Below are 23,121 nucleotides of genomic sequence, written 5' to 3'. Positions count from 1 at the left end.
TCCGGCCAGGCGCGTCAGGCGCCCAAGCCGACCGGGCAGCTCACGCCGGTAGCGTGCACCGGGCAGTATCCGCCCGGGTTCTTCGCCAGGTACTGCTGGTGATAGCCCTCGGCGTAGTAGAAGGCCGACAGTCCGGGCAGTGCCGCGATCTCCGTGGTGATCTCGCCGTATCCGGCCGTGGCGAGTCGCTTTCCGTACGCCTCGGCGGTCGCGCGGGCGAGATCGGCTTGCTCGGCGTCCACAGTGAAGATGGCCGAACGGTACTGGGTGCCACGGTCGTTGCCCTGCCGCATGCCCTGGGTGGGATCGTGGTTCTCCCAGAACTGCTTGAGGATGCCCGCGTAATCGATTACCGCGGGGTCGAACACGACGAGCACGGATTCCGTGTGACCCGTTCGCCCGCTGCACACCTCTTCATACGTGGGATTCGGTGTGTACCCACCGACATAGCCCACCGCGGTGGTGTAGACCCCGTCGAGTTCCCAGAATCCCTTCTCGGCCCCCCAGAAACATCCCATCGCGACGACCGCGACCTGCATGCCTTCGGGAAACGGCGGGTGGATCGGGTGACCGTTCACATAGTGGGTATCCGGCACCACGAGCGGTTCGGCCCGGCCGGGCAGAGCCTGTTCGGGTGTGACCATAGCGGGTTCGGGGAGGCTGAGGCGCCCCACTAGTTCGTCGTACCACGACATGGTTCGATGCTACGCGTGCGTTTCCAGTGGTGCCGATGTTCGTGATGTGACGATCCGCGACCCGCCCTCCGGCGGGCGAACAGTGCCTCGCCATCGTGAAACGATGCGATGTGCGGTTCGGGCGGCGTCACCGGAATGCGCGGGCATCAGCCCTAGTTGGAATCGACCGGGTGTACGAATGATGGTTGGCTGTGCTCTGGACAACGGGCACACCAGCCCGACATAGGAAGGGACATCGTGGCTGAGTACACGCTGCCAGATCTGGATTACGACTACAGCGCCCTGGAGCCCCACATCTCCGGGCAGATCAACGAGCTTCATCATTCCAAGCACCACGCCGCTTACGTCGCCGGTGCGAACGCCGCACTGGAGAAGCTGGAAGCCGCTCGCGAGTCGGGCGATCACAGCGCCATCTTCCTGAACGAGAAGAACCTCGCCTTCCACCTGGGTGGCCATGTCAACCACTCCATCTGGTGGAAGAACCTCTCCCCCAACGGCGGTGACAAGCCGGTCGGCGAGCTGGCCGCGGCGATCGACGACCAGTTCGGCTCGTTCGACAAGTTCCGCGCGCAGTTCACCGCGGCGGCCAACGGTCTGCAGGGCTCCGGCTGGGCGGTGCTCGGCTTCGACACCCTGGGCCAGAAGCTGCTGACCTTCCAGCTCTACGACCAGCAGGCCAACGTCCCGCTCGGCATCATCCCGCTGCTGCAGGTCGACATGTGGGAGCACGCTTTCTACCTGCAGTACAAGAACGTGAAGGCGGACTACGTCACCGCGTTCTGGAACGTCGTCAACTGGGCCGACGTGCAGGAGCGGTTTGCCAAGGCGACCTCTCAGGCCAAGGGCCTCATCTTCGGCTGAGCCCACTCGGCACACCGGTATCGGTCCGCGAATCCGTCGCGCCACTCGGGTTCGCGGACCGTTGGCGTTTCCGGGCCGATGCGGGCGCTTTGCCGGTCACGCCCGCGATCGCCGCCGATTCAGGTTCGGCGAGGTAGAGCGGAACCCCCCTCGGTGCACAGCCTGATTGCTTCCCATCCGGCGACGGGCTGTCCGATTGGCACTCTTTGGTACTTGTGTGCCAGGTGACTCGTGGTTCATATTCGGGAATCCACAGAAAAAGGACGGGCAAGGCCGCCCCCGGTGCTACGACGGGAGGCAGAAATGCGCACGAACGAACCCATCGGCATCACGCCGTTCCACTCGCGTGGATCGCTACGGGGCTTCGTCATCTCCGGCCGCTGGCCGGACACCACCAAGGAATGGGCCCAAGTCCTCGTGCTCGCGGTACGCGTGGCCACGCTTCCCGGGCTGCTGACGACATCCACGGTGTTCGGTGTGCGCGAGGAGCTACCCGACGACCCAGCCCCCGGCACGGTTGGCCTGGTGATGGCCGAAGGTCCCGTGCTCGGCGAGGAAGCCGTGCAGCCCGGCCGGTTTGCCACGCATGTGCCGCCCGCCCTGCTGATGCTGCATCCCCCGTCCGAAACCCTGCCTTCGCTGCCCGAATGCACGGGCGCGGCATCCGGCTGCGTACTGCTGCCCGGCGTGCCGCATCTGGGACTCGAGCACCGCGCCGCGTGGGCCGAGGCCGAGTCCGACGGCACGGTCACCTCGCTGATCAGCCGGGTCGGCCTGGACCCGATCAGTGATCCCGACACCGCGGTTCTGGCTATGCTGCTGGCCGCGTGAGGGTAACCGAAACTCCTCGCGTGGATCGCCAAACTTATTGCGCGCATTGCGATTTCGATTACACCGAGTTGGCGTGGATGATCCGGCGCGGTAGAGTCGCAGACAGCGAAGGGGAGTAGCCCCCAATTGCACAGTCGACATACTGACCCGCCGCCCTACGTGGGCCCGGGTCCGGCTGCGTGAACCGGCATCCATCCGGTGGGCGAGACCTTCGGCCTGGACAACCATTTCTGTTGTCGGCCGGAGGCTACCCGCATCTCCGACCGGCAGGCCGGAGACCTGGGAGCAGCCACACATGATCGCCACCGTATTGCTGAGCATCGGGATCGTCTTTCTCGCCGAGCTGGGCGACAAATCCCAGCTGATGGCGCTGACGTTCGCGCTGCGCTATCGCTGGTGGGTGGTGCTGGGCGGCATCGCGACGGCCACGGCGGCGGTACATCTGATCTCGGTCGGCGTCGGCTACTTCCTCGGTGCGGCACTGCCCACCCGGGCGATCGCACTCGTCGCCGCGATCACTTTCCTGGCCGTCGGCCTGTGGACTCTGCGCGAACACTTCGGCCCCGCGGACGAGGAGCCGGAGCCGAAGGCACCCAAGACCGCGAGCGCGCCGTTCTTCGTGGTGCTGTCCGCGTTCCTGCTGGCCGAACTGGGCGATCGGACCATGTTCGCGACCGCGGCGCTGGCCACCGACTTCGACTGGGCGGGCGTCTGGCTGGGCTCCACGATCGGCATGGTCGCCGCCGACGCGCTCGCCATCGCGGTCGGCATCCTGGTCGGCAAGCACCTGCCGGAGCACGCGATCGGCATCGGCTCGGGCTTGCTGTTCCTCTACTTCGGTGCGGCAACTCTGCTCGGCACCGTCGTACCCACCATGACAGGACCGCTCGTCGCCGCCCTTGCGCTCGCCGCCCCGGCAGCCGCTTTCGGGGTGCTCCTGACTCGGCGGGCTGTCGCAGGCCGACGGTCCGCCTCCGATCCAGCGTCGACGATCACGGAGTCCGCGTGGATCGCAGCTGGCCGGCCGCCTCGTCGACCCGCTCGTTGATCTCGGCGACGAAGCGCGCCAGCAGTTCGATCTCGGCGGTGCCATATCCGTCGAGATGCGCTCCGATCGCGGCGCCGAGACCGGAGAACAGCGCCCCGACCGCGGCACTCGCCTCGTCGAGCGCGACGAGGACGCGACGCCGGTCCTGCGGATCACGCTCTCGCCGGACGTAGCCCGCGCGTTCCAGCCGGTCGATCAACGCGGTCACCGCGCCGCCACGGGTGATCCCGAGCCGAGCAGCCAAGCTGCCTGGGGTCTGCGGCCCATCGATGCCCAGGACATTGAGACAGCTGAGATCGGTCAGCGTGATTCCGAGGCGCGCCGCCACCGCCGAGTGGAACATGACGGTGCGGGTTGCCTGGACCCGCAGCTCGTTCTGCAACGAAGTCAGGGCCGCGTTCCGGGTTTTCCCTGATGTCACCGGATAGAACTCCCTTCTATTCTCTCTGTAATAGAGAGTCTCTGTATTAGAGAATAGTTGAGGACGATAGGAGTTCGGAACATGACATCGAAGCGCGCGGTCCCGCTGTGGCTGCTGGTGATCTTCGTCGGCATCCAGTTCGGCGCGGGATGGTATGAGAAGCTCGGCATCATCCCGCTGTGGGAGAGCGCCCCGCCCGACCAGGTACTCACCGCGATGGAGGAATCCGGCTTCAAGCGGGCCGGGCGGGCCTTCTGGCCGTTCGTATCACCTGTGGTCACACTCCTGTCGCTGATCAATCTGTTCGTCGCGTGGCGCACGCCCGGCCCCTTCCGGCGCTGGTGGATCGCAGGCGCCGCGATCATGGCCTGCTACTCCGCGACAACCTACGGTTATTTCGCGACCCAGATGCTGCTGTTCCAGTCCGGAGGCGCCGAATGGACACCCGATCGCGTGGAGTCGTTCGTCGAGCTCTGGACTGCGCTGAACTACCCGCGCATGGTGCTGGGCGGCATTGGCTGGCTGTGCGCCTTGCGGGCGCTGTCGCTGTCGGCCGCCCGTGCGGATCATCCGGCCCCCGCCGGAGTGCACGCCTGATCACTGCGCCTTGGCGGGGTCCGGACGGACTTCGTCAGGGCGCATGGTCCACCACCGCACACCCGTACAAGCCGCCACCTCGACGCACCAGATCCAGCAGCGGTTCCCGCAGGGCGAGCAGACCGTCCGAGTCACCGGCCGCGATTCGAGCGGTGACCATCGACCCCACCGCGGCCGCGAGGGTCTGGCAGGCGAAACGCTGCTGTTCGGTTCGCGCGTCGAGCACGTCGGCGATCAAACGGACGAACAGCTCCTGCAGTTGGGCACGGCGCGCGATTGCCGCGGAGCCCACCGCGAAGACCTCGACCAGGAACAGCCGCGCGCTGGCGGGATCGTCCACCAAGTGCTGGAGGTACGCGCGGAAGATCCGGTCCATCCGCGCCATGGGGTCCGCTTCTCCTCTCGCGGCCGAAACATCTTCTGCTTCAGTGGCGTCGGCGATCCGGTCGAGCAGCAACCGCACGGCGCGCTCGTAGGCCGCCTCGAAACAGTCCTCCTTGGAACGGAACTGCTCGTAGAAGGTTTCCCGGGATACCCCGGCCCGCTTCAGGATGGCGGCGACCGACGTTCCGATATAACCGCTTTCGGCCATGGCCTCCGCTGTCGCGATCAAAATCCGCTCCCGCTGCGAGGCGATCACCTGCTCTCGCGGCAGGCCGTGCCTACCGCGCGGAAGGCGTGCGCTGATGGCCGATTCGGTCATACGTGACTCCGGTACTCGGTCGAGCCGATTTAGCTGCTCCATTCTGCGTGGTCGTTTCGGGTGATCTGTCGGGCAGGGTGGTCGCTCTGCCGGACGAACCCGCGCGCCGACCCTGCCGCTGGGGCGAACTGCCTCATCAGCTGTGACGCTACCACCAGAGAACACTATCGTTCGCAAATCGCTCACTGGGATGAACACCCCGAGGGAGCCGTGCAGCCCGCTTCCCCAGCACCGGTTAGGGTGCAATTGACGAAGGGCCAACTGGCTGTCACGAACGAGAGGACCATCGTGGAGATTTCGGGTTCCGCCGCCATTGTCACCGGAGGCGCATCGGGCCTAGGCGCCGCCACCGCCAAGCGTTTCGCCGAACTCGGCGCCACCGTCTTCGGCATTGATGTGCCGCAGTCGATCGAGCGCGCCGGCGACAACGTACCCGCCGGGGTGACCCTCATCGCGGCGGATGTCACCAGTAACGACGAGGTCAGCGCGGCCGTCGAGCAGGTCGTCGAGTCGGGCGCGCCGCTGCGCATCGTGGTCAACTGCGCCGGCGTCGGCTGGGCGGGACGCATCCTGTCCAAGAACGGCCCGCACGACCTCGAGCTGTTCCGCACGGTCATCACGGTGAACCTGCTCGGCACCTTCAACGTCATGCGGCTGGCCGCCGACGCGATCGCGAAGACCGAGGCCGTGGACGAGTACGGCCAGCGCGGCGTCATCATCAACACCGCCTCCGTCGCCGCGTTCGAGGGCCAGATCGGCCAGATCGCCTACTCGGCGTCCAAGGGCGGCGTGCACGGTATGACCGTTCCGGCCGCGCGCGACCTGGCCCAGTTCGGCATCCGGGTGAACACCATCGCCCCCGGCATCATCGACACCCCGATGCTGGCCGGCGTCACCGAGGAGTACCGCAAGGGGCTCGAGGCGGGCGTGCCCTTCCCGTCCCGCCTCGGCCGTCCGGACGAGTACGCGCAGCTGTCGCAGTACATCGTCGAGCACGACTACCTGAACGGCGAGACCATCCGCATGGACGGCGCGCTGCGCATGGCCCCGCGGTAATTCCGCTTCGACCCGGCTGCGCACGGTCTGCTCGGCGATGGCCGTGCGCAGCCGCGGGTTCACTCCTGCGGCTTGTGCCCGATGCCGAGGTACGCGGTGGTGGACAGCGGACAGTTCGGCCGGTACTTCTCCGCGAGATATGTCTGCATGACCGCGGCGCGCTCGGCCCAAACCTCCGCACTGACGCTGTGGCGCATGAGTTCCAGCGGCGCGCTGCTGCGCACCATGGTTTCCCACATCTGCGCCGGGCTGTCGAAGGTGAGCGCGATCGAATGCCGTTGGATCGACACGGCTTCGAAGCCGGCGCCACGCATCTCCGATTCGAAGACCTCCGGGTTCTCCAGGCTCAGGAAATTCGGCTGCGGCTCCTGGATGTCCGGGTCGGCCGCGGCCAATGCGCCGAACATCATCCGCATCAGCGGCGAATCCGCGACCGGTGCCCAACTCGACACCACCGCCGTGCCGCCCGGCCGCAGCACCCGGAACAGCTCGGCGAATCCCCTGGCTCGCTCGGGGAAGAACATCAGACCGAACATCGAGAACCCGGCGTCGAACCGATCGGACTCGAACGGCAGGTTCTGCCCGTCACCCACCTGGGCGCGGATATTGGTCAGCCCGGCGGCAGCGGCGTCCTGCGCCAGCCGCGCGATCATCGGCTCGGAGAAATCGATCGCCTCGACCACCGCCACCTGCTCGGCGGCCAGCAGGCTGAGCGTGCCCGGACCCGCCGCCACGTCCACGACCTGCGACGCGGGCGTCAACGAGGCGAACTCCAGCGCGCGGGCCGAGAACGGCCGCATAATCGCGGGCGCGAACTCGGCGTATCCGTCGGCGACGAGGTCCCACGGCTCGGCGACGGCAAGCGGGTTTCCGGACATGTTCCGATGATCCTTTCAGTCATCCCATCTAACCGCGCCACACCGGGACAAACTCCCCAGTTCTGCGAATATGCCATCTAGACCGGCCGGGCAACCGCGAAATGGCCGCCAACAGCGTCCGGCTGACCGCGACCGGAGGACAGCAACGGTCCTCCGGTCGCGGACGGTTCACAGCGTGCGGGTGAGCCGGTCGGTGAGGATGTGGGCGAAGTGCGCCGGATCCTTCAGCTCGCCGCCTTCGGCTAGCACCGCCGTGCCGAAGAGCAGTTCGGCGGTTTCGGAGAGCTCGGTCGCGGTGCCCGCGTCGGCCTCCTCCTTCTTCGCCGCGTACGCGTCGCGCAGGCCGGTGACCAGCGGGTGGGTCGGGTTGAGCTCCAGAATCCGCTTGGTCTCCGGCAACACCTGCCCCGACGCGCGATACATCCGCTCCAGCATCGGCGTGAAGTCGAAGACGTCACCGACCAGGCAGGCCGGCGAGGTGGTGAGCCGGTTGGTCAGGCGGACCTCCTTGACGTTCTCCTCCAGCGTCTTGCCCAGCCAGGCCAGCACGTCGGCGAAGTCCTTGTCCTGCTGCTCGCGCAGTGCCTCGGAGGCCTTCTTCTCCTCTTCGGTCTCCAGGTCGACCTCGCCCTTGGCGATGGATTGGAAAGCCTTGCCGTCGAATTCCGGCACCGAGCCGACCCACATCTCGTCGACCGGGTCGGTCAGGATCAGCACCTCGCGGCCCTTGGCCAGGAACGCCTCCAGATGGGGGGAGCTCTCGACCTGCTGGCGGGTCTCGCCGGTCATGTAGTAGATCTTGTCCTGGCCTTCGGGCATCCGCTCCACGTACTGGGCGAGCGTGGTCAGCTCGGTCTCGGAGTTCGTCGAAGCGAACGAGGAGACCTGCAGAATCGTCTCGCGGTTGTCGAAGTCCGAGAGCAGGCCCTCCTTGAGGACGCGGCCGAACTCCTTCCAGAACGTCTGGTACTTGGTCTGGTCCTCGGCGCCCTGCAGATCCTTCACCGTGGACAGCACCTTCTTCACCAGGCGCTTGCGGATCATCTGGATCTGCCGGTCCTGCTGCAGGATCTCGCGGGAGACGTTCAGCGACAGGTCCTGCGCGTCCACCACACCCTTGACGAAGCGCAGGTACTCCGGCATCAGCTCTTCGCAGTTGTCCATGATGAACACCCGCTTGACGTAGAGCTGCACACCGCGCTTGTGCTCGCGGGTGAACAGGTCGAACGGCGCGTGCGACGGAATGAACAGCAGCGCCTGGTACTCGAAGGTGCCCTCGGCCTTCAGCGGAATGATCTCCAGCGGATCGTCCCACCCATGGCTGACGTGCTTGTAGAACTCCTTGTACTCCTCGTCGCTGACCTCGCTCTTGGGGCGGGTCCACAGCGCCTTCATGGAGTTGAGCGTCTGGTCTTCGAGGACCGTCTTCTCCTCGGCGTCCTCGCCATCGCCTTCGGTGATCGTCCGCTCGACCTGCATGCGAATCGGCCAGGCGATGAAGTCGGAGTACTTCTTGACGATCTCCCGCAGCTTCCACTCCAGGGTGTAGTCGAAGAGGTGGTCCTCCTCGTCGACCGGCTTCAGGTGGAGTGCGACGGACGTGCCCTGCGGTGGCTCGGCCAGCTCTTCGATCGTGTAGGTGGAGCTGCCCGCGGTCGCTTCCCACCGGGTGCCGGTGGTCTCGCCCGCGCGGCGGGTGGTCAGCGTGACCTTGTCGGCGACCATGAAGGTGGAGTAGAAGCCGATGCCGAACTGGCCGATCAACTCCTCGGCGGCGGCCTCGGATTTGGCCTCCTTCAGCTTCTTGCGCAGCTCGGCGGTACCGGACTTGGCGAGGGTGCCGATCAGATCGACCACCTCGGCGCGCGACATACCGATGCCGTTGTCCCGGACGGTCAGGATCCGGTTGTCCTTGTCGACCTCCAGCTCGATGTGCAGATCGGAGGTGTCGACGTGCAGATCCTTGTCCCGGAAGGACTCCAGCCGCAGCTTGTCCAGCGCGTCGGAGGAGTTCGAGATCAGCTCCCGCAGGAAGGTGTCCTTGTTGGAGTAGACCGAATGGATCATCAGCTCGAGCAGCTGATGCGTTTCTGCCTGGAACTCGAGTTTTTCGACGTGCTCTGTCACGTCGCGATGGTACCGCTGCCACCGAGCGACGGTGCCGAAGGAGGCAGTGCGGACGCGTGCCGGAAATCGGCCAGACCAGGAACCTCGAGATCGGCGCGGGTCGTCATCCACTCGCGCAACACCTGGGTGGCGCGGACGTCGTCCTCGTTGTACTCCAGCAGCCGGGTGCGCTGGGCCGGATCCGGCGCGCCGTCGTAGCCGACCGCGAGTCGATACCAGCTCATCGACGCCTCGCCGCTCGCCTCGGGATCGCGCCAGGCGAATCCGGCGACCGGTGCGATCTTCTTCAGTCCCTTGCCATTCGGGCAGATGAATTGGTCGGAGACGGCCTGGAACATGTCCACCCACTGCGGTCCGTCCACGAACGCGCGCACCTGCTCCACGGTCGGCACGCCCGGCCGCCCCGCGAACCGCCGCGCCGACTCGTACAGCCACTTGTCCTCGGCGGTGCGCGAATAGCAATAGGCGGCGAACGTTTTCCCGGCCGCGGCCGCCTCGGCGCGCACTGTCATCAGCCAGGTCCAGAACTCGCCGAAGGAGCGGCCCTCGTCCTCGGTGGGCAGCGGGTCCCAGGTCACGAACGGGCGGTAGACGCCGTCCAGCAGCGTGCCCCACAGGTAGGCGCCGTGCTCCTGGAAGCTTTCCAGGTCGACGTCGACCTCCACGTCGGCCCGCCGGACCCGCACCGGCTCGACCCGGCGGACCAGCGGCGCACCCGCGATCCAGGCCCGGGCGGTCACCACCGCCTCGTCGAACGGACCGTGCTGCCAGTCCTCGGGATCGGCGCCGACCCAGGCGGCCAGTTCGTCGATCGTCTCGACGCCGTGCCTGCGCAGCACCTCGGCGCGCGAACCGGGCGCCACCAAGCTGACGTCGCGGCGCTCGATCAGCCAGCTCTCGCAGCTCGACCCCTCGATGCCCCGGGTCCACCATGGGCACTGCCTGCACTCGGGCACCTTGGACGGGACGGTCGGCAGCTCGCCGCGCACCACCGCGATCCGGTCGGCGTAGCGGCGGTCGTAGTCGGCCAGCAGCGGTGCGAGGTCGTGCACCAGGATGCGGTCGAAGTCGAAGCCGATCACGCCGCCGACCAGCGCCGGACTGGCCAATCCGCGGCGCTGCAGCATGCGGTGCAGGTGGGCCAGCCGCTGCTGGTCGCGGGGCTGCTGGCGCAGTTTCCGGTACGGATCCGGTTGTGGATTCCAGTGATACGGATCCGTGGTGGTGGGGTGGAAGTCCGCCGGTTCCGGTTGGCGCGGGTCGGTCACCTTGTGGTTCACCACGATGACCGGGATGTATCCGCCGCGCTCCTGGTCACGCAGCAGGATCTCCGCGCCGCCGCGCCGACCCGTCTCCGGCTCCTGCGGCAGCAGACCGCCCCAGATACGCTGTGCGCCAGCCGCACACGCACGCATCGTGGCTTCGGCACGCTCGGCGGCACGCAGCTCCGGATCGATCACTACCCAGGCGTCAGGGGCCGCCGAGATCAGGGCGTCGCGCACCCGGCGGCGGTGCGAGGCGGCGGCATCTCTGCGCTGGCGCACGCCCGCGTCCTCGACGATTCCCGTCAACGCCTCGGGATGCGCCGCGTCCAGACGCAGGCGGTGGCGGCATCCGATCAGCGCCCTGGCATCGATGAAGGCGGGCGGCACGCCGGCGGGCCGATCCACGGCCGAGCCGTTGCGCTTGCGACCATCCTGGTCACCGATGTCCGAATCCACGCTATGCAGTATGGTCCCTCCCCCCGACAACTCCGCTGTGTGGGTTTTGCTGTGCTTGTTTTGCAGCGCCTGCGGCGCTGCGTGTTCGCGGCCCCCCTTGTGGCTCGCGTCCGAGCGACCGCCGCTTGCGACTTCGTCGCGGACGCGACGGGCCACTCGGACGGGCGCACTACCCTCGCAGTGGTCGGCTCGGACCCGATAGGGTAGCGGCGAACTGTGTGACATGGGCGGACGGGCTTCCCCGGCGTCGTACTGCCATGGCGAACCAGCATGACGGAGGGCCTTCGATGGGGTTGTTCACGAAGCGCAAACGGCGGCCGAGCCGCAGGGCCGAGGCGAAAGCCCTCAAGCACAAGGCCGTGATCGAGGCCAAGCTCGCCGCCAAGAACGACCGCAAAGCCCGCCGTGCCGAGGCACGCACCCAGCGCAAGGTCGCGAAGGCGCAGATCGCCGCGCTCCAGGCGGAGGAGAAGGCCGCGCTGAAGGTGGCTGCCAAGGCCGAGCGTGATCCGTTCAGCGCGAGTCAGGTGAAGAAGTACCTCGGCGTGGCGCGCGTGCTCATCCCGGTGCTCGCCCCGCTCGCCTACCGCGGTGCGACGTTCCTGCGCGGTCGGCTCGACACCCGCCGCGCCCAGCAGCTCGGCATCGGAATCGACCAGCTCGGCGACTTCAGCGGGCACGGCGGGAAGCTCCAGGCCAGGATCGCGAACGCGGAAGCGGCGCTGGAGAAGGTCGGCGCGCAGGACGGCAAGGACAAGGGCGAGACGCAGAAGTTCACCGCCGCCACCAAGGACCGCCTCGGCAGCCTCACCGCCGCCGTGCGCACCTCCGACCAGATGCCGGCCCATCGACGCCGCGCCGTGCACGCGTCGATCGCCCATGAGCTGTCCGGGATCGAGGCCGACATTCTGGCCCGGCTCGGCGTGCGCTGAGCCGAACCATCCCGATGTCCCCGCACCTGATCGCCGGCCGCCTGCGCGGTGGGCTGGTCGGTGCGCTCGTCGCGACGCTCGCCGTCGCGGCGCATGGCGCCGCGGGCGGCGGTGTTCCCGACTCGACCGAGCTGACGCTGCTGTTGCTGATCGCCGCCGCGGTGGGGTCGGCCGCGGGCATGGCGCCGGCACGTTCCGGTCCTGCGCTGGTCGGATTGCTCGGGCTGGGTCAGCTGGCAAGCCATGCCGCCCTGTCGGGTCTGCTCGGGCACGACCACGCCGGGCACGGAACTAGCAGCGCCACAATGGTTCCCACCCTGCCGGCCGGGTGGATGCTGTTCGCGCACGCCCTCGCGACGCTCGGCTGCGCGGTTCTGATCGTGCTCGCCGGGCGGCTCTACACCGTGGCCTCCGGCGCGCTGCGCGCCATATTCGCCCCTCCGCGGGCGGCGCGGATCGGCGGCGCGCCGCACTGGCCGGATCCCGGGCTTCCACCCTATCGCTGTGCTCCGAACGGCGCGATCGGTCCTCGCGCGCCACCGGTGTCGGCCTGATTACCCGACACCACTTCCTTTCGCACAGAAGGCTTTTCAGCATGCACAGCTCGATTTCGCGCGCCGTCGGCACGACGGCCGCCGCGGCGGGACTCGTCCTGCTCGCCTGCGGCACCGCCGCGGCACATGTCACGGTGGACGCGCCCGGCGCGACACAGGGCGGATACACCGTCGCCACCTTCCGGGTGCCCACCGAGTCCGACACGGCGAGCACCACGGCACTCACCGTCACCCTGCCCAATCTGAAATCCGCTCGGACCGAGCCCATTCCAGGGTGGTCGGCGAGGGTCGAACGCAACGACAAGTCCGAGGTCACCGCCGTCACCTGGACCGCCGACCCCGGCGCGTCCGGCATTCCACCTGGCCAATTCCAGCGTTTCGCAGTGTCGGTCGGCCCGCTACCCAAGCAGGATTCGGTCAGCTTCCCGGCCGAGCAGACCTACTCCGACGGCAAGGTGGTCAGCTGGGACCAGCCGGTCGGTAAGGACGGCGACGAGCCCGAACACCCGGCGCCGTCGGTGACCCTCAGCGCGCGCGACGACCACGCGGCAGACGGGCACAAGGTGGACAGCGAGGCCGCCGACGACGATGCCGACCACGCCGACGACACCGCCCGCTGGCTCGGCGGTATCGGCCTAGCGCTCGGCGTACTCGCCGTCGCGCTCGGTCTCGGCAACGTGATCCGCGGGCGGCGCTCATGACCCGCCGTCTGCTCACCGCCCTGGTGGCGGCCCTGTTCTTATTCGGATTCGGTATCACCGCGACGGGAGTCGCCGCTGCGCATTCCGCGGCCACCGGCAGCGTTCCGGAAGACAACGCGACGGTCGACACCGGACCGGCTCGGGCCAGCGTCACCTTCAACGAAGAGCTGCAACCCAGCTTTCCATCGCTCACCGTTGTAGGCCCGGACGGCAACCTCTGGTCCAAAGGCGACCCGGTGGTCGAGGGCAAGACGGTCAGCGTGGCCGTCGGCGAGCTGGGCCCGGTCGGCGAGTACACCATCGCCTACCGGGTGACCTCGGCCGATGGCCACCCCGTCAGCGGCAAACGGCACTTCACGCTCAGTAAGCCCGGCAACGGCACGCCAGGTCCCAAGCCGAACGCCAAAGCAGGCGAGAGCGCGGAGGACTCGGGCGGGGTTCCGCTGTGGGTGTTCGTCGCCGGCGCGATCGTGCTCTTCGGTGGCGGGCTCGCATTCGCGTTGTTCGGCGGCAGGAGCCGCAGCCCGAAGCGGTGAACGACGCAAAGATCGGCGGCCGGGGCGCACGAAGAGCCACCGGCCGGACGCCCTGGCCCGCGCTGCTGCTCACCATCCCATCCGGGCTGCTCGGCGTAGCGCTCGCCTGGGTCTTGGTCCTGCCGGGGCCGCTGCCCGCCGAGGCGGTAGTCCGGGTGGTGGCCGACGGTGTCGGGGCGACCGCGCTCGGGTTGGCCGCGCTGCCGAGGGTGGCGCCGCGGCTGCGCACACCGTGGCGATTGCTGGCGGTCCTCGCCGGAGTTTGGGCGATCGCGGAGTTCGCCGTGCTCGTCTTCGAGGCGGCGGACGTGGTCGGTGTTCCGCTCGCCGACCTCGGCGCCGAGGAGTTCGGCACCTATCTGGTCGATGTGAGCGGCGGGCAGGTCGGGATCGCGATCCTGATCGGCGTCGGGGCCGTGGCGGGCGGATCCGCGCTGGCTTTCCGGCGGCCCGAGTCCGCCTCGGGTGACCTGGTGCTGGTGTTCGCGGCGGTCGCGTTGGCCTTGCGCCCGATCACCGGGCACATGTCGCAGCAGCTATTCGGATCGGTGCTCGCGGCAGTGCACGCGTTGGCGGCGGCCGCATGGTTCGGTTTGCTGATCGCGCTCGCACTGGTGGTCCGCACCCGCGGTGAGTGGGCGGTCGTGCTGCCCAGATATTCGGCGGTGGCGCTGCCCTTGGTGGCGACAGTGGCGGTGACCGGATTGCTGAACGGGCTGATCCGTGTCGGCGGGATCATTCCGTTCGTCACGACCGGTTACGGCAGGATCTTGCTGGCCAAGACCGTGGTGCTGCTCGGACTGCTCGCGCTCGGCTGGTGGTGGCGGCGCAGCTGGGTGCCGCGGGCGACCGACCACCGGATGGGCGCGGAGGCTTCGCTGCGCCGGGCGGTCGCCGAGGTCATCGTGATGGCGCTGGCATTCGGGCTGGCCGCGGCGCTGGCGGTCACCGCATGAATCGGTGTCGCGCTGCCCCGGTTAGGGTTTCCGTATGACCGAAGTGAAGATCGTCGAGGATTGCGTTGCCTCGGCGGAGTCCGCGTTCGCGTATGTGAACGACTACCAGAATCTGCCGCGCTTCCTGCACGGCGTCGAATCCTTCACACCGGTCGGCGAGCAGACGGAAGGACTCGGCGCCATCTTCGACGGGCACATGAAGCTGGGACCCGCCTCGCTGAAGTCGCGGATCGAGGTGATCCGGTGGGAGAAGGACTACGCCATCGGGGTGAAGTCCATCAAGGGTTTCGAGATCGAGTCGACCTTCCTGTTCCACGCCAAGGGTGACGCTCGGTGCACCGTCGACGCGATCGTGGACTACCGGGTCCCGGGCGGCCTGGCCGGGCGCGCGCTCGGCAAGACCATCGAGCCGTTCGTGAAGATCGCCGTGCAGCACACCACACAGAACCTGGTGACGCAGATCGCCGCGTTCCACGCCGCGCGGTCTGTGTGATCCGCAACGCCTGCGGCGCTGCGTGTTCTGGGCCGACCTCTGGCCCGCTACGAGCACCCGCCGCTGGCGACTGCGTCGCGGACATCCCGGCTGGAGTGAGCGCGGTTACGCGAGCGATATCGAGGTTGGGGATGCTGGAACCGTGAGCGCGACACCCTCCTTCATTCAACGGCTCGGCTATATCTGCGGCCGCACGCTGCCGGACTCGATGTCCGATTGGGTGCGTGCGGACCTGGTCGGTCCCGGTGCGACGCGGCGTTATCTGGTGCGGTTCCTGGTGCCGGTGCTTCCGGTGCTCATGCTGTTCCTGCTGCTGCCGGGGCCGCTGTGGATGGGCTTGGCGATGATGGCGCTGCTGTATCTGCCGCTGATCTACTTCACGGTGGCGCTGCTGTACGTCTACCGGCGGCACCGGCTGATCAAACACGGTCTCGACCCCGCGCTCGCGGACGCCGGCGCCCGCCGCCGGGCCGAACGCGAACGCCTCGACTACGAGCGCAGGCACGGGCGCTCTACCTGATGGAAAACAGAGGTCGGGCGACGGGTTTCGGCGGGTGGCAACCGCACGCGTGAACTAGCGGTGGCTTATACCACAGGCATAGCCTGTATGCATGAAAACCCCCACGGTAAGGCAGCGGATCGCCTACGATCTCGGCCGCGAGCTCCCCGAGGAGCTGCACGAGTGGGTCATTCACGACCTCGTCGGACACGGGGCCATGGAGCGATATCTCGTCCGGTTTCTCGGGCCGATCATCCCGTTCTTCGCCTTGGTGCTGCTGTTCCCCGGGCCGTTACCCCTCAAGATCGGCTTGATCGTGATGATGACCGTTCCCCTGGTCGTCTTCACGGTCGCGCTCAGCTACGTCTGGCGCCGATTCCGCCTGGTCCAGCACGGTTTGAATCCGGAATTGGTCGATCACGGCAAGGTCTCCGAACACGAGCGGGAGCTATACGAACTGCGCTACGGCCACCGATAGCTCGCAGATTGCCCAACGCACGACGCGCGGTAAGCCACCACGCGCCGAGATGCTGCACGGCCGTGCATGAGCCACAAGGGGGCCGCGAATACGCAGCGTCGCGGGCGCTGCACAATAGGCACCGTGAATGTAATCGCCACCGCCGACCTAGCCGATGAGATCGGCCCCGAGATCCGCAGCTGCGACACGCAGTTCATTCAGTTCGGCGGGCGCGCGGCGTTCTCCGGACGCATCACCACCATCCGCTGCTTCCAGGACAATCTGCTGGTGAAGCAGACGCTCGGCGAACCGGGCGAAGGCAAGGTGCTTGTGGTCGACGGCGGCGCGAGCGTGCACACCGCGCTGGTCGGCGACATCATCGCCGGGCGCGGTGTCGACAACGGCTGGGCAGGCGTGATCGTCAACGGCGCGGTCCGCGACTCCGCCATCCTGCGCACCCTCGATATCGGCATCAAGGCGCTGGGCACCAACCCGCGCAAGAGCACCCAGACCGGCAGCGGCGAGCGCGATGTGCCGGTCGAATTCGGCGGGGTCACCTTCGTCCCCGGCGAGATGCTCTACAGCGACCACGACGGCATCGTCGTGCGCGCCGAGGACTGACGCGGCGGTCCATCCGCCGCCGCTCGGGCCGCGGGTCAGCCGGACACCCTGGCCTTGTGACCGGCGAGGGCGACTACGTCACCGACGTGCAACTGCCGTCCGCGACGCAGTTCGACCTCGTCGTTCACTCGCACCAATCCGGCGGCGATCACGGTTTTTGCCTCCGAACCGGATTCGATCAGGTTGGCCAGTTTCAGAAACTGACCGAGCCGAATGACGTCGTCATCGATCGGCACATCGACTGGTTCTGACATGGGGTAAATACTTACTCCCCCACCCGCACTCACCAGACACCGCCCTACGCCCCCAGCGATCCGTCAGCAACCCCCGACTCGGCGAGCACTGACACGCCGCCCCACAGGCGTGGCAAATCTGACACACCTGCGTACACACTGGTTCCGTGACGTCCACGCAAGCCCAGCAACACATCGATACCGAGCCACCTCCGAAAAGACCGACCCCACCGGTCCCGCACCGTGGGCACGGACGACTGTCGGAAGTGCCGCATATCGCGGGATTGACACTCGGTGTGTTCGCGGTGCTGTGCTTCCTCTGGAGCCTTTCGCCCGGACTTCGTTTCCTGACTCAGGTGCCACGCCGCTATATCGACGACTATTACTTCGACGCGCCGGACACCAATTTGATGTGGGCGCTGGTCGTCGGATTGCTGGCGGGCGCGATCACCAGCCGGAAACGAATCGCCTGGTGGTTGCTGGTCGCGTATCTCGCGAGCTACACGGTCGGAAACATCATCACCTTCACCGAGCAGGGCAATATCAACGCGCTGGTGGCCATGGTGCTGCACCTCGCCGTGATCGGCGTGCTCATCGCGGCGTGGCCGGAGTTCTACACCGAGGTGCGCCGGGGCGCGGGTTGGAAAGCGCTCGGTGTGCTGGCCGGCGGCTTGGCCGTCGGCGCCCTCCTCGGCTGGGGCCTGGTGGAGTTGTTCCCCGGCACCCTTCCGCCGGGCGTGCAGCGACCCGCCTGGGCGCTGTACCGGGTGACCGCGGCGGTGCTGGCGGAAAACGAGCACTTCGACGGCCATCCGCGGCCGTTCGTCAACTTCCTGCTCGGCCTGTTCGGCGCCGTCGCGCTGCTGGCCGCCGTGATCATCCTGCTGCGTTCACAGCGCGCGGCCAACGCGATGACCGGGACCGACGAGTCGGCGATCCGCGGGCTGCTGGAACGCTCGGACGTGGAGGATTCGCTCGGTTACTTCGCCACCCGCCGGGACAAGGCGGTGGTGTTCGCGCCGAGCGGCAAGGCGGCCGTGACCTACCGGGTGGAGCTGGGCGTCTGCCTGGCCAGCGGCGACCCGATCGGCATCCGCGAGGCCTGGCCGCAGGCGATCGATGCCTGGCTGCGCTTGGCCGACCGATTCGGATGGGCCCCCGCGGTGATGGGCGCGAGCGAACTCGGCGCGACGGCGTATCGGCGCGCGGGCCTTTCCGTGCTGCGCCTCGGTGACGAGGCCATTCTGGACACCAGGAACTTCTCGCTGGCGGGGCCGGAGATGAAACCGGTGCGCCAGGCCGCGAACCGGCTGCGCAAGCACGGCGTCGGGGTGCGCATTCGCAGACACCGCGATATCCCCGCGGAGGAGTTCGCCGAGATCGTCGCCCGCGCGGACAGCTGGCGCGACACCGAGACCGAGCGCGGGTTCTCCATGGCCCTCGGGCGATTGGGCGATCCGTTGGACGGCGATTGCCTGCTGGTCGAGGCGGTCGATCCGCAGGGTCGGGTACTCGGCATGCTGTCGCTGGTCCCTTGGGGCCGCACCGGCGTCTCCCTGGAGTTGATGCGCCGCGATCCCCATGGCCCCAATGGCGTGATGGAGCTGATGATCTCGCAGCTCGGGCTGAACTCCGACCAGTACGCCATCACCAAGGTGTCGCTGAACTTCGCGGTGTTCCGCTCGGTGTTCGAGGAGGGCGGCCGGATCGGCGCCGGTCCCGTGCTGCGCTTGTGGCGCGGCGTGCTGTTGTTCTTCTCGCGCTGGTGGCAGCTGGAGGCGCTGTACCGCTCGAACGTCAAATACCAGCCACACTGGGCTCCCCGGTTCTTCCTGTTCGAAGAACGCAGGCAGCTGCCGCGGGTCGCGATGGCCAGCGCACTGGCCGAGGGTTTCCTCCCTCGGCTCGGCAAGGAGACCGGCGCGGCGACGCACACCGGCGTGCACACCGCGGTACCCGCGACGATGACGGGCCTGCACGCCGACGGCAGCCCACCGGAGATCCCGGAGGTTCCGGGCGAGGAGGAGCTTCCGCGCAGGCCCGAGCAGGTTCGCGTGCGCATGGACAAGCTTGCGCGCCTTGCCGATTCCGGTATCGACCCCTACCCGGTCGCCTACCCGCCGACGCACACCGTTGCCGAGGCACGGCGCTCGCCGCGCGGCACCACCGTCCGGGTCTGCGGCAGGCTGCTGCGCATTCGCGACTACGGCGGCGTGATCTTCGCGGTGGTCCGCGACTGGACCGACGACATCCAGCTGATGATCGATCGCGACCGGGTCGGCGCCGAACGCAGCGCCGAGTTCGGCGAGTTCTTCGATCTCGGCGACCTGATCGAGGTGAGCGGCCAGATCGGGCAGAGCAGGCGCGGTGAGCTGTCGCTGCTCGCGGCGGACTGGCGGATGCTGGGCAAGTGCCTGCACCCGTTGCCGGAGAAGTGGAAAGGCCTGTCCGATCCCGAAGCCAGGGTGCGGCAGCGCTACGTCGACATGGCGATCAACACCGAGATACGCGAGGTGCTGGCCAAGCGCAGCGCGGTAGTGCGCTCGCTGCGGGATTCGTTGAACTCCTGGGGATACCTGGAGGTGGAGACACCGATCCTGCAACGAGTGCACGGCGGCGCCAACGCGACGCCGTTCGTCACCCACATCAACGCCTACGACCTCGACCTCTACCTGCGTATCGCCCCGGAGCTCTACCTGAAGCGTTTGTGCGTCGGCGGTATGGAGAAGGTATTCGAGATCGGGCGGACCTTCCGCAACGAGGGCGTCGACTTCAGCCACAACCCCGAGTTCACCATCCTGGAGGCGTACGAGGCGCACAGCGATTACGAGCGCATGATGCACCTGTGCCGTCAGCTGATCCAGAACGCCGCGATCGCGGCCAACGGTGCGATGGTGGCGTTGCGGCCCACCGGGAACGGCGCGTTCGAGGAGGTGGACATCTCCGGCGAGTGGCGGGTGATGACGGTGCACGGAGCGGTGTCCGAGGCGATCGGCACCGTGATCACACCGGAGACCCGGGTCGAGGAACTGCGCGAGCTGTGCGACAAAGCCGACGTGCCCTATCAGCACGGCTGGGACGCGGGCCAGGTGGTGCTGGAGATGTATGAGCACCTGGTCGAGTCCCGCACCGAGGAACCGACGTTCTACATCGACTTCCCGACATCGGTGTCCCCGCTGACCAGGCAGCATCGCAGTATCCCCGGCGTCACGGAGCGCTGGGACCTGGTCGCGTGGGGTGTCGAGCTCGGCACCGCCTATAGCGAACTCACCGACCCGGTGGAGCAGCGGCGCAGGCTCACCGAGCAGTCGCTGCTCGCGGCCGGCGGCGACCCGGAGGCGATGGAGCTCGACGAGGACTTCTTGCAGGCGCTCGAGCACGCGATGCCGCCCACCGGCGGGCTCGGGATGGGTGTGGACCGGATCGTCATGCTCATCACTGGCCGGAGCATCCGCGAGACGCTGGCGTTCCCGCTGGTCAAGCCACGCTGACCAGCTCTTCCCGGGTGATCGGTGCTCATCCAGCGAATCGGACGGCTACGCTTGGACATTCGGCTCCGGGAGGAGGCCGATACACCTTAAGGGGTTTTGATATGTACCTTGACCTGCTGGCCAACGCGAGTCTGCTGGACCACTCCGTGTGGGCGAGCCCGGACGTGTGGATGAGTTCGGCGACGGAACTCGCCGCCAAAAAGAAGAAGAGCAGCAGAGGCGGGTTGATCGTCGGCGCGATCTGCTGCCTGTTGGTCGTGGCGCTGATCATCGGCGGCATCTACCTGTTGACCAAGCGGAAGAAGAACACCTAGAAGGCAGACGGGGACGGCCCGGCTCGCGTCAGGCGAACCGGGCCGTCCTTCGGGGGCCGTGGTGCTACAGCGCCGTTCGCTCGGCGGCCACCTCCGCCTCCAACAGCATTTCGTCGTCGAGGTCGGCGCCGTGCGCGCTCGGCGGAACCGATTTCAACACGACCACCGCGGCCACCAGCGCGGCGACCACCAGTGCGGCGCCGATCCAGAACGCGAGCTGGAACCCGCTGGTCAACGCCTCGGGAGCCGAGATGCCCTGCGCCAGCCGGTGTTCGGACCGGCTCGCCGACAAAGTGGCCAGCACCGCGAGGCCCAGCGCGCCGCCGACCTGCATGGTGGTGTTGGCCAGGCCCGAGGCCAAGCCGGCCTCCTGCGGCTCGACCCCCGACATCGCCAGGTTCATCAGCGCGGGGAACGCCAGGCCGGCGCCCGTGCCGAACAGCACCATGGGGCCGAAGATGTGCAGCCAGTAGTTGCCGTCCACCGGAGCCTGGGTCAGCCACAGCAGTGCGGCCAGGATCAGGAGCAGGCCGGGGATCAGCACCGTGCGCGCGCCGAACCGCATCACCAGATGCTCGGAGTACCGCACCGACAGCACGCCCATGATCGCCGCCACCGGGAAGAACGCCAGACCCAGTTGCATCGGCTCGTAGCCGAGCACCTGCTTCAGGTACAGCGAGCCCATGAAGAACATGCCGAACATGCCCGCAACGGTGAGCACCTGGATCACGTTGGCGCCGGAGAGATTTCGCGAACGGAAGATCCGCAGCGGCATCAACGGGGTCCGCGCCGTCGCCTCCCGGAGCACGAATCCGGCGAGCAGCAGCAACGATACGGCGCCCAGCCCCAGCGTGACCGGGTCGGTCCAGCCGTACTCCGCGGCAGGTTTGACGATGGTGTACACGCCGAGCATCAACGCCGCGGTGATCAGCACCGCACCCGGAATGTCCGCGCCGTCCTTCAGACCCGCGCCCTGATCCTTGTCCAGGATCTTCACCGCACCCACGCCGACAGCGAGGCCGATCGGGAGGTTGACCAGGAAGATCAGCCGCCAGTCCAGGGCGGTGAGCACACCGCCGAGCAGCAGGCCGATGGCGCCGCCCGCCGACGCGACGAAGGCGTAGCGGCCGATCGCCTTCGCCTGATCGCGCGGATCCGGGAACATCGCGAAGATCATGCCGAGGATGACCGCCGAGGTCATCGCGCCGCCGATGCCCTGTAGGAAGCGGGCCGCGATCAGGGTCACCTCGTTGATCGCCAGGCCGCACAGCGCCGAGGCGAGCGTGAACACGACCAGCCCGGACAGGAACATGGTGCGGCGGCCGATCAGGTCACCGAGCCGGCCGGCCAGCATCAGCAGGCCACCGAAGGAGATCAGGTACCCGTTCACCACCCAGGCCAGACCGGCCGCGGTGAACCCGAGGTCCGTCTGGATGTCGGCGAGGGCGACGTTCACGATCGTGGCGTCGAGCACGATCATCAGCATTCCGCCGCACAGTACGTACAGCGCGAGCCAGGCCCGGCGATCCGATGCTGCGGCCCCTCCGGCCTGTTTTGGTCGTTCTCTTGCTTCAGCCACCACCTGCGCCTTCCAGCCAAACGATCGTTACCGTGGCACGCTATCAGCGGTTAGTCCTAAAAGACAACTGATTAATTCAGTTGAAGTATCGACTGATATGATGTAACCATGACGGCAGCCTCCGAGCATCGCAGCAAGCGCAGCTATCACGACGCCTGCGGCACAGCCCGTGCGCTGGACCTGGTCGGCGAGCGCTGGACCCTGCTCGTGGTGCGCGAACTACTGCTCGGGCCCAAGCGCTTCACCGATCTGCGTGCCGGGTTGCCCGCGATCAGCCCCAATGTGCTGTCCCAGCGCCTCGACGAACTCGCCCACGCCGGGGTGGTGCGCAAGCGCAAGTTGCCGCCACCGGTGAGCACGGCGGTCTACGACCTCACCGAGTGGGGCAAGGAACTCGACACGGTGGTGCTGGCGCTGAGCCGCTGGGGCGCCCGCGCCCGCAACGCATACCGCTGCTCGGACATGAGCACCGACGCGCTGGTCGTCTCGCTACGCACGTTCTTCGACACGGAAGCGGCCGAGGGCGTCAGCGCCGAGTACGACCTTCACCTCACCGGATCCGACTCAGGGACGGATGAATTCCACGCGGTGATAGCCGACGGCACCCTCACGGTGAGCCGTGGCGCAGGCAGCGCCCCTACCGCCATCCACGCGAGCGTCCCGGCCTTCGTCGCGGTCGTGTTCGACAAACACTCCCTGCGCGAAGCAGTCACCATGGGCACGATGGAGATCACCGGCGACCTCACCGCCGCGGAACAATTCGCCGACTTCTTCCGACCCCCACCGGAGTGCTCGGCGAATCGAATCGACTAGCCCG

Annotated in this window: 25 protein-coding genes; 17 read left to right on the top strand and 8 right to left on the bottom strand. The window is 67.6% G+C overall.

Translation table 11 applies throughout. From position 1 onward, the window contains the following. Nucleotides 1-14: 14 nt before the first annotated feature. Nucleotides 15-695 (bottom strand): peptide-methionine (S)-S-oxide reductase MsrA, encoded by a 681-nt coding sequence (msrA, locus tag ACWPXK_RS02990; protein WP_454194457.1) that lies wholly within the window; start codon nucleotides 693-695, stop codon nucleotides 15-17. Between the two features lie 237 nt (nucleotides 696-932). Between msrA and ACWPXK_RS02985 the strand changes: the two genes are divergently transcribed. The 3 genes from ACWPXK_RS02985 to ACWPXK_RS02975 all read left to right on the top strand — a co-directional run bounded on the left by ACWPXK_RS02985 (nucleotide 933) and on the right by ACWPXK_RS02975 (nucleotide 3,435). Beyond that, on the top strand, nucleotides 933-1,556 hold the full coding sequence (locus ACWPXK_RS02985) for a superoxide dismutase (RefSeq protein WP_040772607.1): 624 nt from the start codon (nucleotides 933-935) through the stop codon (nucleotides 1,554-1,556). Between the two features lie 303 nt (nucleotides 1,557-1,859). Continuing rightward, on the top strand, nucleotides 1,860-2,387 hold the full coding sequence (locus tag ACWPXK_RS02980; protein WP_454194456.1) for a peptidase: 528 nt from the start codon (nucleotides 1,860-1,862) through the stop codon (nucleotides 2,385-2,387). Between the two features lie 295 nt (nucleotides 2,388-2,682). Next, nucleotides 2,683-3,435 carry a TMEM165/GDT1 family protein gene (locus ACWPXK_RS02975; protein WP_454194455.1) on the top strand — a complete coding sequence of 251 codons (753 nt, stop codon included), beginning with the start codon at nucleotides 2,683-2,685 and terminating at the stop codon, nucleotides 3,433-3,435. On the opposite strand, the gene ACWPXK_RS02970 is transcribed toward ACWPXK_RS02975, so the two are convergent. Beyond that, nucleotides 3,380-3,856: a MarR family winged helix-turn-helix transcriptional regulator gene (locus tag ACWPXK_RS02970; RefSeq protein WP_454194454.1), complete on the bottom strand. Its 477-nt coding sequence runs from the start codon at nucleotides 3,854-3,856 to the stop codon at nucleotides 3,380-3,382. The genes ACWPXK_RS02975 and ACWPXK_RS02970 overlap by 56 nt on opposite strands. 81 nt (nucleotides 3,857-3,937) lie before the next feature. Here ACWPXK_RS02970 and ACWPXK_RS02965 point away from each other — a divergent pair, with 81 nt between their 5' ends. Continuing rightward, nucleotides 3,938-4,453, top strand: a complete 516-nt coding sequence (locus ACWPXK_RS02965) for a DUF1772 domain-containing protein (protein WP_454194453.1) — start codon at nucleotides 3,938-3,940, stop codon at nucleotides 4,451-4,453. 34 nt (nucleotides 4,454-4,487) lie between these two features. On the opposite strand, the gene ACWPXK_RS02960 is transcribed toward ACWPXK_RS02965, so the two are convergent. Next, nucleotides 4,488-5,156, bottom strand: a complete 669-nt coding sequence (locus tag ACWPXK_RS02960) for a TetR/AcrR family transcriptional regulator (RefSeq protein ID WP_454194452.1) — start codon at nucleotides 5,154-5,156, stop codon at nucleotides 4,488-4,490. Nucleotides 5,157-5,444: 288 nt separating this feature from the next. Here ACWPXK_RS02960 and ACWPXK_RS02955 point away from each other — a divergent pair, with 288 nt between their 5' ends. Continuing rightward, nucleotides 5,445-6,212 carry an SDR family NAD(P)-dependent oxidoreductase gene (locus ACWPXK_RS02955; RefSeq protein WP_454194451.1) on the top strand — a complete coding sequence of 256 codons (768 nt, stop codon included), beginning with the start codon at nucleotides 5,445-5,447 and terminating at the stop codon, nucleotides 6,210-6,212. A gap of 59 nt (nucleotides 6,213-6,271) precedes the next feature. On the opposite strand, the gene ACWPXK_RS02950 is transcribed toward ACWPXK_RS02955, so the two are convergent. The 3 genes from ACWPXK_RS02950 to ACWPXK_RS02940 form a co-directional block, all read right to left on the bottom strand. Then, on the bottom strand, nucleotides 6,272-7,090 hold the full coding sequence (locus ACWPXK_RS02950) for a class I SAM-dependent methyltransferase (RefSeq protein ID WP_454194450.1): 819 nt from the start codon (nucleotides 7,088-7,090) through the stop codon (nucleotides 6,272-6,274). A gap of 168 nt (nucleotides 7,091-7,258) precedes the next feature. After that, nucleotides 7,259-9,217 carry a molecular chaperone HtpG gene (gene htpG / locus ACWPXK_RS02945; RefSeq protein ID WP_454194449.1) on the bottom strand — a complete coding sequence of 653 codons (1,959 nt, stop codon included), beginning with the start codon at nucleotides 9,215-9,217 and terminating at the stop codon, nucleotides 7,259-7,261. Continuing rightward, on the bottom strand, nucleotides 9,214-10,887 hold the full coding sequence (locus ACWPXK_RS02940; RefSeq protein WP_454195419.1) for a TM0106 family RecB-like putative nuclease: 1,674 nt from the start codon (nucleotides 10,885-10,887) through the stop codon (nucleotides 9,214-9,216). The genes htpG and ACWPXK_RS02940 overlap by 4 nt, the downstream gene beginning before the upstream one ends. Nucleotides 10,888-11,225: 338 nt before the next feature. Between ACWPXK_RS02940 and ACWPXK_RS02935 the strand changes: the two genes are divergently transcribed. The 9 genes from ACWPXK_RS02935 to rraA all read left to right on the top strand — a co-directional run bounded on the left by ACWPXK_RS02935 (nucleotide 11,226) and on the right by rraA (nucleotide 16,687). Beyond that, on the top strand, nucleotides 11,226-11,870 hold the full coding sequence (locus ACWPXK_RS02935) for a DUF6474 family protein (RefSeq protein WP_454194448.1): 645 nt from the start codon (nucleotides 11,226-11,228) through the stop codon (nucleotides 11,868-11,870). Between the two features lie 14 nt (nucleotides 11,871-11,884). Continuing rightward, a complete protein-coding gene (locus ACWPXK_RS02930) occupies nucleotides 11,885-12,424 on the top strand; it encodes a hypothetical protein (protein ID WP_454194447.1) in 540 nt (179 codons plus the stop codon). 41 nt (nucleotides 12,425-12,465) lie between these two features. Further along, complete coding sequence (locus tag ACWPXK_RS02925) at nucleotides 12,466-13,125, top strand: YcnI family copper-binding membrane protein (protein WP_454194446.1); 660 nt, start codon at nucleotides 12,466-12,468, stop codon at nucleotides 13,123-13,125. Further along, a complete protein-coding gene (locus ACWPXK_RS02920; protein ID WP_454194445.1) occupies nucleotides 13,122-13,661 on the top strand; it encodes a copper resistance CopC family protein in 540 nt (179 codons plus the stop codon). Before ACWPXK_RS02925 ends, ACWPXK_RS02920 begins: the two co-directional genes overlap by 4 nt. Further along, a complete protein-coding gene (locus tag ACWPXK_RS02915) occupies nucleotides 13,658-14,617 on the top strand; it encodes a CopD family protein (protein WP_454194444.1) in 960 nt (319 codons plus the stop codon). Before ACWPXK_RS02920 ends, ACWPXK_RS02915 begins: the two co-directional genes overlap by 4 nt. Nucleotides 14,618-14,651: 34 nt before the next feature. After that, nucleotides 14,652-15,110, top strand: a complete 459-nt coding sequence (locus tag ACWPXK_RS02910) for an SRPBCC family protein (protein WP_454194443.1) — start codon at nucleotides 14,652-14,654, stop codon at nucleotides 15,108-15,110. 142 nt (nucleotides 15,111-15,252) lie between these two features. Then, nucleotides 15,253-15,630 carry a DUF5313 family protein gene (locus ACWPXK_RS02905; RefSeq protein WP_454194442.1) on the top strand — a complete coding sequence of 126 codons (378 nt, stop codon included), beginning with the start codon at nucleotides 15,253-15,255 and terminating at the stop codon, nucleotides 15,628-15,630. 91 nt (nucleotides 15,631-15,721) lie between these two features. Next, complete coding sequence (locus tag ACWPXK_RS02900; RefSeq protein ID WP_454194441.1) at nucleotides 15,722-16,087, top strand: DUF5313 family protein; 366 nt, start codon at nucleotides 15,722-15,724, stop codon at nucleotides 16,085-16,087. A 66-nt stretch (nucleotides 16,088-16,153) separates the two neighbouring features. After that, entirely contained in the window at nucleotides 16,154-16,687 is a 534-nt protein-coding gene (gene rraA / locus ACWPXK_RS02895; protein ID WP_454194440.1) for a ribonuclease E activity regulator RraA, read from the top strand. A 35-nt stretch (nucleotides 16,688-16,722) separates the two neighbouring features. Here rraA and ACWPXK_RS02890 read toward each other — a convergent pair whose 3' ends face one another. After that, on the bottom strand, nucleotides 16,723-16,941 hold the full coding sequence (locus ACWPXK_RS02890) for an RNA-binding S4 domain-containing protein (RefSeq protein WP_040772585.1): 219 nt from the start codon (nucleotides 16,939-16,941) through the stop codon (nucleotides 16,723-16,725). Nucleotides 16,942-17,087: 146 nt separating this feature from the next. On the opposite strand from ACWPXK_RS02890, the gene lysX reads away from it, so the two are divergent. Then, nucleotides 17,088-20,411 (top strand): bifunctional lysylphosphatidylglycerol synthetase/lysine--tRNA ligase LysX, encoded by a 3,324-nt coding sequence (gene lysX / locus ACWPXK_RS02885; RefSeq protein ID WP_454194439.1) that lies wholly within the window; start codon nucleotides 17,088-17,090, stop codon nucleotides 20,409-20,411. A gap of 101 nt (nucleotides 20,412-20,512) precedes the next feature. Then, nucleotides 20,513-20,725, top strand: a complete 213-nt coding sequence (locus tag ACWPXK_RS02880; protein WP_357735177.1) for a hypothetical protein — start codon at nucleotides 20,513-20,515, stop codon at nucleotides 20,723-20,725. Nucleotides 20,726-20,789: 64 nt separating this feature from the next. On the opposite strand, the gene ACWPXK_RS02875 is transcribed toward ACWPXK_RS02880, so the two are convergent. Further along, nucleotides 20,790-22,223: an MFS transporter gene (locus ACWPXK_RS02875; RefSeq protein ID WP_454195418.1), complete on the bottom strand. Its 1,434-nt coding sequence runs from the start codon at nucleotides 22,221-22,223 to the stop codon at nucleotides 20,790-20,792. Nucleotides 22,224-22,412: 189 nt separating this feature from the next. On the opposite strand from ACWPXK_RS02875, the gene ACWPXK_RS02870 reads away from it, so the two are divergent. Continuing rightward, nucleotides 22,413-23,117 carry a winged helix-turn-helix transcriptional regulator gene (locus ACWPXK_RS02870; RefSeq protein ID WP_454194438.1) on the top strand — a complete coding sequence of 235 codons (705 nt, stop codon included), beginning with the start codon at nucleotides 22,413-22,415 and terminating at the stop codon, nucleotides 23,115-23,117. Nucleotides 23,118-23,121: the final 4 nt, after the last annotated feature.

Source organism: Nocardia sp. Marseille-Q1738, assembly GCF_965283145.1.
The sequence above is the reverse complement of the archived record's forward strand: the minus strand, read 5'-3'. Positions and strand labels throughout refer to the sequence as shown.

Excerpts from the sequence above, each read along its gene's own strand:
- msrA (WP_454194457.1), bottom strand. The coding sequence starts at position 695 with ATGTCGTGGTACGACGAACTAGTGGGGCGCCTCAGCCTCCCCGAACCC.
- ACWPXK_RS02980 (WP_454194456.1), top strand. The coding sequence starts at position 1,860 with ATGCGCACGAACGAACCCATCGGCATCACGCCGTTCCACTCGCGTGGA.
- ACWPXK_RS02975 (WP_454194455.1), top strand. The coding sequence starts at position 2,683 with ATGATCGCCACCGTATTGCTGAGCATCGGGATCGTCTTTCTCGCCGAG.
- ACWPXK_RS02965 (WP_454194453.1), top strand. The coding sequence starts at position 3,938 with ATGACATCGAAGCGCGCGGTCCCGCTGTGGCTGCTGGTGATCTTCGTC.
- ACWPXK_RS02960 (WP_454194452.1), bottom strand. The coding sequence starts at position 5,156 with ATGACCGAATCGGCCATCAGCGCACGCCTTCCGCGCGGTAGGCACGGC.
- ACWPXK_RS02950 (WP_454194450.1), bottom strand. The coding sequence starts at position 7,090 with ATGTCCGGAAACCCGCTTGCCGTCGCCGAGCCGTGGGACCTCGTCGCC.
- ACWPXK_RS02935 (WP_454194448.1), top strand. The coding sequence starts at position 11,226 with ATGGGGTTGTTCACGAAGCGCAAACGGCGGCCGAGCCGCAGGGCCGAG.
- ACWPXK_RS02930 (WP_454194447.1), top strand. The coding sequence starts at position 11,885 with ATGTCCCCGCACCTGATCGCCGGCCGCCTGCGCGGTGGGCTGGTCGGT.
- ACWPXK_RS02925 (WP_454194446.1), top strand. The coding sequence starts at position 12,466 with ATGCACAGCTCGATTTCGCGCGCCGTCGGCACGACGGCCGCCGCGGCG.
- ACWPXK_RS02920 (WP_454194445.1), top strand. The coding sequence starts at position 13,122 with ATGACCCGCCGTCTGCTCACCGCCCTGGTGGCGGCCCTGTTCTTATTC.
- ACWPXK_RS02910 (WP_454194443.1), top strand. The coding sequence starts at position 14,652 with ATGACCGAAGTGAAGATCGTCGAGGATTGCGTTGCCTCGGCGGAGTCC.
- ACWPXK_RS02900 (WP_454194441.1), top strand. The coding sequence starts at position 15,722 with ATGAAAACCCCCACGGTAAGGCAGCGGATCGCCTACGATCTCGGCCGC.
- rraA (WP_454194440.1), top strand. The coding sequence starts at position 16,154 with ATGAGCCACAAGGGGGCCGCGAATACGCAGCGTCGCGGGCGCTGCACA.
- ACWPXK_RS02890 (WP_040772585.1), bottom strand. The coding sequence starts at position 16,941 with ATGTCAGAACCAGTCGATGTGCCGATCGATGACGACGTCATTCGGCTC.
- ACWPXK_RS02880 (WP_357735177.1), top strand. The coding sequence starts at position 20,513 with ATGTACCTTGACCTGCTGGCCAACGCGAGTCTGCTGGACCACTCCGTG.
- ACWPXK_RS02870 (WP_454194438.1), top strand. The coding sequence starts at position 22,413 with ATGACGGCAGCCTCCGAGCATCGCAGCAAGCGCAGCTATCACGACGCC.